The organism is Actinomadura sediminis (genome assembly GCF_042675525.1).
Taxonomy (GTDB): Bacteria; Actinomycetota; Actinomycetes; order Streptosporangiales; family Streptosporangiaceae; genus Spirillospora; species Spirillospora sediminis.
Genome location: NZ_JBHTJA010000176.1, coordinates 1 through 8,734, shown reverse-complemented (window position 1 = coordinate 8,734; position 8,734 = coordinate 1). Strand labels below are relative to the sequence as shown.

Here is an 8,734-nt window from a genome sequence, read left to right as displayed (position 1 = left end):
CCCGCGACCGTCGACCGCCTCGCCGCGCCCGCCGCCGCGCCCGGCCCGGCGTCGCCCGCGGCCGCCCGCGACGCCCTCGTCGCGCTGCTCGGCGCCGGGCCCGCGGCGATCCCCGTGTGGGAGGCGCTCGACCAGGCCGGGCTGATCGTCCGGCTGATCCCCGAATGGGAGCACGTCCGGAACCGGCCGCAGCGCGACCCGATCCACCGCTTCACCGTCGACCGCCACCTCGTCGAGTGCGCCGCCGGGGCCGCCGCCCTCGCCCGCGACGTCGCCCGCCCCGACCTCCTCCTCGTCGGCGCGCTCCTGCACGACATCGGCAAGGGACGCGGCGGCGACCACTCCGCCGCCGGCGCCCCCATCGCCCGCGACATCGCCGCCCGCCTGGGCTTCGCCGACACCGACGCGCGCGTCCTGGAGGCCGTCGTCCGGCACCACCTCCTGCTCCCGCACACCGCCACCCGCCGCGACATCGACGACCCCGCCACCATCGCGACCGTCACCGCCGCCGTCGCCGACGTCCCCGGCCGCGAACGCGAGACCCTCGAACTGCTCGCCTCCCTCGCCGTCGCCGACGGCAACGCCACCGGCCCCGCCGCCTGGAACGCCTGGAAGGCCCGGCTCGTCGCCGAACTCGCCCGCCGTGCCGCCGCCGCGCTCTCCGGCGGCACCCCGCCGCCCCCGCCCGTGCTCGGCGAACGCGAACTCGCCCTCGCCCGCCGCGACGGCGTCGGCGTCCGCGTCGCCGGAACCCGCGTGACGATCGCCGCGCTCGACCGTCCCGGCCTGCTCTGGCGCGCCGCGGGCGTCCTCGCCCTGCACCGCCTCGCCGTCCGGACGGCCCGCACCGTGTCGTCCCCAGGCGCGGGCACGGCCGTCCTCGACTTCACCGCCGTCCCCGAGTTCGGCCCCCCGCCCGAACCCGCCGCCCTCGAGGCCGACCTGCGCCGCATGCTCGCCGGCCGCCTCGACGTCGCCGACCGCCTCGACCGCCGCGCCCGCTCCCGCCGCGTCCGCCCCGGCACTCCCGTCCCCCCGCCCCGCGTGATGATCGTCGACGGTGCGTCCAGCACCGCCGCCGTCGTCGAGGTCCGCGCGCACGACCGTCCCGGGCTGCTGTGGCGGATCGGGCGCGCGCTCGGCGGGCGCGGCCTGCGGATCCGCGCCGCCCAGGTCGACACGCTCGGCGCCGAGGCCGTCGACGTCTTCTACGTCGTCGATTCCCGCGACCGGCCGCCCGCCGACCCGTCCGTCCTGGAGGCCGCCCGCGCCGACATCCTGGACGCGCTGTCCTGACCCCACGGGACGCGGGCGAGCCCCCCGGCACGGGGGTCGCTACCCGCGCGAGGACGAACGGCCCCGCAGACGGTCGCCCGTGGCGGGTGGGAACCCGCCGGGGAGCCGATACGCTGATAGGCGATCCCAGTAGCTTTCCAAGGACGGTCCAGACACGTGTTCGAGACGCTCTCCGACCGGCTGACGACGGTCTTCTCGTCGCTGCGCACCAAGGGCCGGCTCTCCGAGGCCGACATCAACGCCACGGCCCGCGAGATCCGCGTCGCGCTGCTCGAGGCAGACGTCGCGCTGCCCGTGGTCAAGGACTTCATCGCCCGGGTCAAGGAGCGTGCGCGGGGCGCCGAGGTCTCGCAGGCGCTGAACCCCGCCCAGCAGGTCGTCAAGATCGTCAACGAGGAGCTCATCGAGATCCTCGGCGGCGAGACGCGCGAGCTGCGGCTCGCCAAGAACCCGCCGACCGTCATCATGCTCGCGGGCCTCCAGGGCGCCGGCAAGACCACCCTCGCCGGGAAACTCGCCCGCTGGCTCAAGCAGGAGGGCCAGACCCCGATGCTGGTGGCGGCCGACCTCCAGCGGCCCAACGCCGTCCAGCAGCTCCAGGTCGTCGGCGAGCGCGCCGGGGTCCCGGTGTTCGCGCCCGAGCCCGGCAGCGGCGTCGGCGACCCCGTGGACGTCGCCCGCCGCTCCATCGAGCAGGCCCGCCGCGCCCAGCACAGCATCGTCGTCATCGACACCGCCGGCCGGCTCGGCATCGACGCCGAGATGATGCAGCAGGCGATCGACATCCGCGACGCCGTGCAGCCCGACGACGTCCTGTTCGTCGTCGACGCCATGGTCGGCCAGGACGCCGTCAACACCGCCCAGGCGTTCATGGACGGCGTCGGCTTCGACGGCGTCGTCCTCACCAAGCTCGACGGCGACGCGCGCGGCGGCGCGGCCCTGTCGGTCCGGCACATCACCGGCCGGCCGATCATGTTCGCCTCCACCGGCGAGAAGCTCGAGGACTTCAGCGTCTTCCACCCGGACCGTATGGCCGGGCGAATCCTCGACATGGGCGACATCCTCACCCTGATCGAGCAGGCCGAGCGGACGTTCGACGAGGAACAGGCCGAGAAGATGTCGGCCAAGTTCGCCTCCGGCGAGGACTTCACCCTCGAGGACTTCCTCGAGCAGATGATGATGATCCGCAAGCTCGGCCCGATCGGCAACCTGCTCGGGATGATGCCCGGCATGGGCCAGGTCCGCGACCAGATCAGCCAGATCGACGACCGCGACCTCGACCGGATCGCCGCGATCATCCGCTCGATGACCCCGCAGGAACGCTCCCAGCCCAAGATCATCAACGGTTCCCGGCGGGCCCGCATCGCCAAGGGCTCCGGCGTCACCGTCGGCGAGGTCAACAGCCTCGTCACCCGCTTCTTCGACGCGCAGAAGATGATGCGGCAGATGGCCGGCGGCATCCCCGGCATGCCGGGCATGCCCGGCGGGGGCAGGCGCAAGGCGACCAAGGCGGCCAAGGCCAAGAACAAGAAGGGCAAGCAGCGCAGCGGCGACCCCCGCAAGCGCGCCGCCCAGGCGAACCGGCCCAAGGAGCCCGCCGACGGCGCGCCCCAGGGCCTCCCGCCCGGCCTCGGCGGCGGGCAGCTTCCCCCCGGCCTCGGCGGCGGCCAGCTGCCGCCGGGCTTCCAGATGCCCGACCTCGACAAGCTGCAGACCCGCAAGAAGAAGTGACGCGCGGCGTCACCGTCCGATTGCGCTTTTCCCGCATCCGTCTGGCAGAATGGCTTGCTGGAAACCCGGAGTCGCGCGGCGCCCTCTCTCGTCCTGCGCGGCCGGAGTCCATCGGGCGGACCGAAGGCCGGTGTTCCCCACCTGGCGCGGGCCCGCCCACCCTGTAATGAAGTCTGGAGTACACCACACCCGTGGCAGTCAAGATCAAGCTCAAGCGTCTGGGGAAGATCCGGAACCCGCAGTACCGGGTCGTCGTCGCCGACGCCCGCACCAAGCGGGACGGCCGGGCCATCGAGGAGATCGGCCTCTACCAGCCCAAGCAGGACCCGTCGCTCATCAAGATCGACTCCGAGCGGGCGCAGTACTGGCTCGGTGTCGGCGCGCAGCCGACCGAGGCCGTCCTGAACCTGCTCAAGATCACCGGTGACTGGCAGAAGTTCAAGGGCGAGCCGGGCGCCGAGGGCACCCTCAAGGTCGCCGAGCCGCGCCCCGACCGCAAGGCCGTCTTCGAGGCCGCGGTGAAGGAGGCGCTGGGCGACGACGCGGGCGAGGCCACCGCGACCCGCGCCAAGAAGAAGGCCGAGCCGAAGAAGGCCGAAACCGAAGTCAAGAGCGAGGGCTGACGTGCTCGAAGAAGCGCTCGAGCACCTGGTCCGCGGGATCGTCGAGCACCCCGACGACGTCGGGGTGCGCGCCCGCAGGATCAGGGGCGGCCGGGTCCTGGAGGTGCGCGTGCACCCCGAGGACCTCGGCAAGGTCATCGGCCGAGGCGGCCGCACCGCCAAGGCCCTCCGCACCGTCATCAGCGCCCTTTCCGGGGGCCGGTACGTGCGGGTGGACCTGCTCGACGTCAACGAGGTCCGCTGAGCGCGTGAACCTCAGCACCGCCGCACGGCGCTCCGCCGTGTCCGTGCGGGGGGACGACCTGCCCGGCCGTCCCCCCGCCCGTCGGCGCCCCCGAGCGCTCTCTTCGTGCACCCTCCCCGAACGACCCGCGTCCCCCGCGGCCACCCCCATCCCGAACCAGACCGCTTCGGCACCCGGGCCCACCCGCCTTACCCGACGCCCGGCCGCCTCCGCCGGTCCCGCCCGGGGCGTCTGGGCCCCGATCGCTTCGGCGTCCGGGTCCGCGCGTCTTTCCCGGCGCCCGGCCGTTTCGGCCGGTCCGGCGCGGGGTGTCCCGGTCCCGATCGCTTCGGCGTCTGGGTCCGCGCGTCTTTCCCGGTGCCCGGCCGTTTCGGCCGGTCCCGCCCGGGGCGTCCCGGATCCGACCGCCTCGGCACCCGGGCCCGCCCGCCTTACCCGGCGCCCGGCCGTTTCCGCCGGTCCGGCCCGGGGCGTCTCGAAGGCGGTCGTCTTCGGGGCTTCGCCGGAGCCGCTGTCTTCGTGTCCGGTCGTCTCCGCCGACCCGGTGTCGTCGTGCGGGCGTTCACGGACGTCCCCCGGGCACGCGGACAGGGCCGTGCCGCGTGGAGGCGGCGCGGGGCGTGGACGTGCCGGCCGGAATGCGAGGTGTTCATCGTGAGCGACCCCCTCGTCGTCGGCCGGATCGGCCGGCCGCACGGTGTCCGCGGCGAGGTGACCCTCGAGGTCCGCACCGACGAACCGGACGTCCGGTTCGCGCCCGGCACCGAGATCGCCACCGACCCGGCGTCCGCCGGGCCCCTCACCGTCGAGCGCGCCCGCTGGCATTCCGGGCGCCTGCTCGTCCGGTTCGCCGGGATCGCCGACCGCGACGCCGCCGAGGGACTCCGCGGCGCCTGGCTGGTCGTCGCCCCCGACGACATCCGGCCGTCCGCCGACCCCGACGAGTTCCACGACCAGGAGCTGGTCGGCCTCGCCGTCGTCACCACCGACGGCGCCGACGTCGGCCGCGTCACCGACGTCCTGCACCACGGCCAGGACCTGCTCGTCGTGCGCGGGCCCGGCGGGGAACGGTTCGTGCCTTTCGTGGCCGCCCTGGTCCCCGAGGTGGACGTGCACGGCGGCCGGCTCGTCATCGACCCCCCTCCCGGCCTCCTCGACGAATCATGAACATCGACATCGTCACGATCTTCCCCGAGTACTTCGCCCCCCTGGACCTGTCCCTGCTGGGCAAGGCCCGGCGCGGCGGCCTGCTCGACCTCGCCGTCCACGACCTGCGCTCCTGGGCGCACGACCGGCACCGCACCGTGGACGACACCCCCTACGGCGGCGGCCCGGGCATGGTGATGAAGCCCGAACCGTGGGGGGAGGCGCTCGACGCCGTCGTCCCGTCCGGCACCACCGCCCGGCTGATCATCCCGACCCCGAGCGGGCGGCCCTTCACCCAGACGCTCGCCGCCGAGTACGCCGCGGAACCCCGCCTGGTGTTCGCGTGCGGACGGTACGAGGGCATCGACTCCCGCGTCGCCGAGGAGGCCGCGGCCCGCATGCCCGTCGACGAGGTCAGCCTCGGCGACTTCGTGCTCGCCGGCGGCGAGGTCGCCGTCCTGGTCATGGTCGAGGCCGTCGCCCGGCTCCTCCCCGGCGTCCTCGGCAACGCCGACTCGGTCTCCGACGACTCCTTCGCCCCCGGCGCGATGGAATCCCTCCTGGAAGGGCCCGTCTACACCAAGCCGCCACTGTGGCGGGACCGTCCCGTCCCGGAGATCCTCCTCTCCGGCAACCACGGCGCGATCGCCCGGTGGCGCCGCGACGAGGCCCTGCGCCGCACCGCCCGCGTGCGCCCGGAACTGCTCGCCCGCCTCGACCCCGAGCGTCTCGACGCGCACGATCGAGAAGTCCTCCGCGACGCCGGTTTTCCGGTTGACGCCGAAGGTGTGGCAAACTAGAGCGTCCGTGCGCCTGCACTCGCGCAGGCGATGAAGACCGCTTCCGCGGCGCGACGCCCCCACGAAGGACCCACGGGGCCTCTCGACGCCCGCGTTCGACCTTGAGGAACCGCTGCGATGCACACCCTGATCCAGGAGATCGAGAAGGCCGCGATGCGCGCCGACGTCCCGGACTTCCGTCCGGGCGACACGCTGAAGGTGCACGTCCGCGTGACGGAGGGCAACCGGAGCCGTATCCAGGTCTTCCAGGGCGTGGTGATCCGGCGCCAGGGCGGCGGCGCCCGCGAGACCTTCACCGTCCGCAAGGTGAGCTACAGCGTCGGCGTCGAGCGGACGTTCCCGATCAACAGCCCGTCGATCGACAAGATCGAGGTCGTCACCCGCGGCGACGTCCGCCGCGCCAAGCTCTACTACCTGCGCAACCTGCGCGGCAAGGCCGCGCGCATCAAGGAGAAGCGCGAGTCCTGAGCCCGTGCTCCGCAACGCCCCGGACCCCCGCGGTACCGGGGCGTTGCCCGTTTCGGGGGAAAAGTTCGGTTCCGTTCTCGGCGACACGCCCGCGACGGGTGTGTTCGGCCCCGGCGCCGCTAGTCTTTTGATCTGATGACTGACGAGGACGATCGGAGAGACGTGCGATCCGAGGCCGAGGGCGCGGTGCCCGAAGAAGAGCAGGCCGTGACCTCCGAAGAAGAGGAGGCCGAGGACGGCGACGAGAAGAAGAAAAAGCAGGGCTCCTTCTGGAAAGAACTGCCCGTCCTCGTCGTCATCGCGGTCGCCCTGGCCCTGGTCATCAAGGCGTTCGCCGTCCAGGCCTTCTACATCCCGTCCGGTTCCATGGAGAACACCCTCCAGATCGGCGACCGGGTCCTCGTCAACAAGATCGTCTACCACACCCGCGACGTCGCGCGCGGCGACATCATCGTCTTCAACGGGGTGAAGTCCTGGGACCCCGAGACCCAGGTCAGCGAGCCCACCAACCCCGTCTCCAAGGCCCTCCGCTGGGTCGGCGCCGCCTTCGGCTTCGCCCCCAACGAGAAGGACTACATCAAACGGGTCATCGGCATCCCCGGCGACCGCGTCAAGTGCTGCGACGCCCAGGGCCGCGTCACCGTCAACGGCGTCCCGCTCGACGAGTCGTCCTACCTCTACACCGACCCGATCACGGGCGAGCAGAACAAGCCGTCCAACGACCCCTTCGACATCACCGTCGCGCCCGGCCAGGTGTGGGTCATGGGCGACCACCGGGAACTCTCCTACGACTCCCGGTCCCATCAGGCCGACCCCGGCGGCGGGACCATCCCGATCGACCACATCATCGGACGCGCCTTCGTGATCGTGTGGCCGCTGGACCGCATCGACACCCTCCCCATCCCCGATACCTTCGAGCAGCCCGCGCTGAAGGCCGCCGCCGCGGCCCTGCCCGCGACGCCCTACGCGCTCGGCGTCATCGGCACCCTCCCCATCGCCTACCTGCTGAGACGCCGCCGCCTCAGGCCCGCGGAAGCGATCGCCGGCCATCGGTCCCGCCCGACCTGACGCGGACGCCGCCCACGACACCGGCCTCACCGCATCCGGTCCCGCGGAACCGCACCTCGATTCGGGCGTTCCGGTTCCCGGCACCGGCCTCGCCGCGCCGCCCGCGGAGCACACGGTGAGGCCGGCCGTCGGCGGTACGAGGGGCGCCCGGGCGGAACGGCCCCCCAGGGTGATCAGCGACATGCCCGGAAGGGGGCATTCGGGCGGCGATGGAGGCTCCGGGAGACGTACCCTGCGGTGCATGAAGGGTCGTCCACTCCGCTTCACGCCGCGACGTGACGCCGGGCTGTTCGCCTACGAACGCGCCCTGGAGCACGCCGGTTTCGCCCCCGTGGCCGGTGTCGATGAGGCGGGGCGGGGGGCGTGCGCGGGCCCTCTGGTCGTCGGCGCGGTGATCCTGCGCGGCGGCCGCCGCGGGACGATCGAGGGACTCACCGACTCCAAGCTCCTCACCCCGGCGCGCCGTGAGGAGCTGTACGGCGAGATCACGGAACGGGCGCTCGCCTGGAGCGCCGTGGTCATCCCGTGTCACGACATCGACCGCATCGGCCTCCACCGATGCAACATCACCGGTATGCGCCGCGCCCTCGCCGCCCTGCCCGAACGCCCCGCCTACGTTCTGAGCGACGGCTTCCCGGTGCCCGGACTGGAAGTGCCCGGCCTCGCGATGATCAAGGGTGATCAGGTGGCCGCCTGCGTGGCCGCCGCGTCCGTGATCGCCAAGGTCACCCGAGACCGCATCTTGGTCCGTCTCCACGAGCGGTACCCGGAGTACGGTTTCGACCTCCACAAGGGATATGTGACGCGCGCGCACAGCGAAGCCCTCAAAAAGCACGGACCTTGTCCGGAGCATCGGTTCTCCTACGTCAACGTCGGTCGGGCAGTGCGTAACAATGGGGACGTGGCCTTGGGGGAGGTCCCCGGCGAAGGCCGCACGGAAGGGGCACGAGCGTGAGCGCCGAGGATCTCGAGAAGTACGAGACCGAGATGGAGCTGCAGCTCTATCGCGAATACCGGGACGTCGTCGGGCTGTTCACCTACGTCGTGGAGACGGAGCGCCGCTTCTACCTGACGAACTCCGTCGACCTGCAGGTGCGCGGCACCGACAACGGCGAGGTCTACTTCGAGGTCACCATGCAGGACGCCTGGGTCTGGGACATGTACCGTCCCGCCCGCTTCGTCAAGAACGTCCGTGTCGTGACCTTCAAGGACGTCAACGTCGAGGAACTCGCGAAGAGCGACTTCGAGATGCCCTCCGAGCAGTAGCCGCCAGCCCAAGCCCGACCACCTCCCACCCCACCGCCGCCCGCGCGCCGCATCGCCCGCATCGCCCGCGCCGCCCCGCGCCGCCCGGGCCG

At 72.7% G+C, this 8,734-nt stretch carries 10 protein-coding genes; all 10 read left to right on the top strand.

Features of this window, described 5'->3' with window-relative positions; all coding sequences use genetic code 11:
- Positions 1-1,296, top strand: a 1,296-nt coding sequence (locus tag ACFQ11_RS36320; protein WP_378307247.1) for an ACT domain-containing protein, incomplete at its 5' end; no start/stop codon positions are given.
- A gap of 156 nt (positions 1,297-1,452) precedes the next feature.
- Positions 1,453-3,027: a signal recognition particle protein gene (gene ffh, locus ACFQ11_RS36315; protein WP_378307245.1), complete on the top strand. Its 1,575-nt coding sequence runs from the start codon at positions 1,453-1,455 to the stop codon at positions 3,025-3,027.
- 191 nt (positions 3,028-3,218) lie between these two features.
- Positions 3,219-3,650, top strand: coding sequence for a 30S ribosomal protein S16 (gene rpsP / locus ACFQ11_RS36310; protein ID WP_378307242.1), 432 nt, complete (start codon positions 3,219-3,221; stop codon positions 3,648-3,650).
- Between the two features lies 1 nt (position 3,651).
- Positions 3,652-3,894, top strand: coding sequence for an RNA-binding protein (locus tag ACFQ11_RS36305; RefSeq protein WP_026405312.1), 243 nt, complete (start codon positions 3,652-3,654; stop codon positions 3,892-3,894).
- Between the two features lie 651 nt (positions 3,895-4,545).
- Positions 4,546-5,061: a ribosome maturation factor RimM gene (rimM, locus tag ACFQ11_RS36300; RefSeq protein WP_378307249.1), complete on the top strand. Its 516-nt coding sequence runs from the start codon at positions 4,546-4,548 to the stop codon at positions 5,059-5,061.
- Positions 5,058-5,840 (top strand): tRNA (guanosine(37)-N1)-methyltransferase TrmD, encoded by a 783-nt coding sequence (gene trmD / locus ACFQ11_RS36295; protein ID WP_378307240.1) that lies wholly within the window; start codon positions 5,058-5,060, stop codon positions 5,838-5,840. Before rimM ends, trmD begins: the two co-directional genes overlap by 4 nt.
- Before the next feature lie 117 nt (positions 5,841-5,957).
- Positions 5,958-6,308: a 50S ribosomal protein L19 gene (rplS, locus tag ACFQ11_RS36290; protein WP_026405315.1), complete on the top strand. Its 351-nt coding sequence runs from the start codon at positions 5,958-5,960 to the stop codon at positions 6,306-6,308.
- A 135-nt stretch (positions 6,309-6,443) separates the two neighbouring features.
- Positions 6,444-7,376, top strand: a complete 933-nt coding sequence (gene lepB, locus ACFQ11_RS36285; RefSeq protein ID WP_378307237.1) for a signal peptidase I — start codon at positions 6,444-6,446, stop codon at positions 7,374-7,376.
- A gap of 169 nt (positions 7,377-7,545) precedes the next feature.
- Positions 7,546-8,331: a ribonuclease HII gene (locus tag ACFQ11_RS36280; protein WP_378307235.1), complete on the top strand. Its 786-nt coding sequence runs from the start codon at positions 7,546-7,548 to the stop codon at positions 8,329-8,331.
- On the top strand, positions 8,328-8,642 hold the full coding sequence (locus ACFQ11_RS36275; protein ID WP_378307233.1) for a DUF2469 domain-containing protein: 315 nt from the start codon (positions 8,328-8,330) through the stop codon (positions 8,640-8,642). The genes ACFQ11_RS36280 and ACFQ11_RS36275 overlap by 4 nt, the downstream gene beginning before the upstream one ends.
- The last annotated feature ends 92 nt before the right edge of the window (positions 8,643-8,734 follow it).

Excerpts from the sequence above, each read along its gene's own strand:
- trmD (WP_378307240.1), top strand. The coding sequence starts at position 5,058 with ATGAACATCGACATCGTCACGATCTTCCCCGAGTACTTCGCCCCCCTG.
- rplS (WP_026405315.1), top strand. The coding sequence starts at position 5,958 with ATGCACACCCTGATCCAGGAGATCGAGAAGGCCGCGATGCGCGCCGAC.
- lepB (WP_378307237.1), top strand. The coding sequence starts at position 6,444 with ATGACTGACGAGGACGATCGGAGAGACGTGCGATCCGAGGCCGAGGGC.